The sequence below is a fragment of the Streptosporangium sp. NPDC006013 genome (assembly GCF_040614275.1).
Classification (GTDB): domain Bacteria; phylum Actinomycetota; class Actinomycetes; order Streptosporangiales; family Streptosporangiaceae; genus Streptosporangium.
In genome coordinates this window covers 1-1169 of record NZ_JBEXUE010000972.1, presented here as the reverse complement: position 1 = coordinate 1169, position 1169 = coordinate 1, and the positions used below count along the sequence as shown (strand labels likewise).

The following is a 1169-nucleotide window of genomic DNA, read 5'->3' as shown; positions in this document are numbered from 1 at the left end:
CCGCGACGACGAACGACTCACCTTCACCTACGCCACCCCATCCGGCGAGCCGGCCACCCGGCAGGTCGAGCCGCACCGGCTGGTCTCACTCGGGCACCGCTGGTACCTGGCCGCCTGGGACCTCGACCGCGCCGACTGGCGCGTCTTCCGCTGAGCCTGACCTGGGCCAGGGCCTTCCCGTGTACCTAGTGACAGCTTCGTTAACGACAGGCCGATAAGCCCGCCGGGCGGGGTGCGGCCCGTCGGGCCGCACCCCGCCCTCTGCTCACTCGGGAACGGAGACGCTGCTGCCGAACTCGAAGATGCGGTGGTCGCTGGGCTCGACGGTGGCGACGTGATCGCCCTGGCAGTTCCCGTTGTCAAAGATATAGACCGGCTTGTCGGTTTGGTTGTCTACGGACAATGGCCAGAATCGGCCCTGGTAGCAGCCCTGCGCGGGGTTGTCGTAGCGATTGCCGCTGACCGTCAGGACCCCCTGGGCTGCCCAAGCCGCGTCGGCCGCGCCCACGGCCACCGCCCCGGCCGTGAGGAGGGTTGTGAGTGTCGTCATAATGCGCCGCATGATCGTTTCCTATTCTGTGTTGGAACGCGGTGGTGGTTGCAGGGTCAGCGATCGGTTCTGTCGTCGGCCGATGTGGGCAGCGGCACGTTCGGGCAGTCCCGCGCGAGCGTGGTCAGCGTGTTCTTCTCGGCGGTGTCGGCGGTCAGGGCCCAGCGCCACTTGACCGCGGTCCACTCGGTGACATACCGGCAGCGGGCCGGCTCATAGGGCGGCAGCCACTGGCTCGGGTCTTTGTCGGCTTTGCTGCGGTTGCTGCGCGCGGTGACCGCGACTAGGTGGTGTGACTCGTCGAGGTCGTTGGCGTAGGCCTCGCGCTGGGCTGGGCTCCAGGCGGAGGCGCCCGAGTCCCAGGCCTCGGCCAGTGGGACGAGGTGGTCGACGTCGAGGGCGGAGGCGTTGTCGATCACCGTGTCGTCGTAGTAGGAGTACCAGGATCCGCCGGTCAGTGCGCAGTTCGGCCCGACCTGCGGGGCGGTGACGGCTTCTTCCAGCAGGGCCTCGGCTCGGGTGTTCGGGGTTGAGGAACAGCGGGACAGTCATTGGCGGTAAACCGCTGCGTCGCAGGTCGCGGAAGACCGTGCAGGGCGTCGGGGCGGTGTCCTCCGGA

2 protein-coding genes and 1 pseudogene are annotated in these 1169 nt (G+C 68.4%); 1 reads left to right on the top strand and 2 read right to left on the bottom strand.

Features of this window, described 5'->3' with window-relative positions:
- Positions 1-151, top strand: a pseudogene (locus ABZ260_RS51355) (WYL domain-containing protein); the annotation flags it as partial.
- 114 nt (positions 152-265) lie between these two features.
- On the opposite strand, the gene ABZ260_RS51350 reads toward ABZ260_RS51355, so the two are convergent.
- The gene (locus ABZ260_RS51350) at positions 266-562 is read right to left on the bottom strand and encodes a hypothetical protein (RefSeq protein WP_355633326.1); all 297 of its coding nucleotides are present in this window, start codon (positions 560-562) and stop codon (positions 266-268) included.
- A 44-nt stretch (positions 563-606) separates the two neighbouring features.
- Positions 607-1008 (bottom strand): HNH endonuclease family protein, encoded by a 402-nt coding sequence (locus ABZ260_RS51345; protein WP_355633327.1) that lies wholly within the window; start codon positions 1006-1008, stop codon positions 607-609.
- Between the last annotated feature and the right edge of the window lie 161 nt (positions 1009-1169).

Excerpts from the sequence above, each read along its gene's own strand:
- ABZ260_RS51350 (WP_355633326.1), bottom strand. The coding sequence starts at position 562 with ATGCGGCGCATTATGACGACACTCACAACCCTCCTCACGGCCGGGGCG.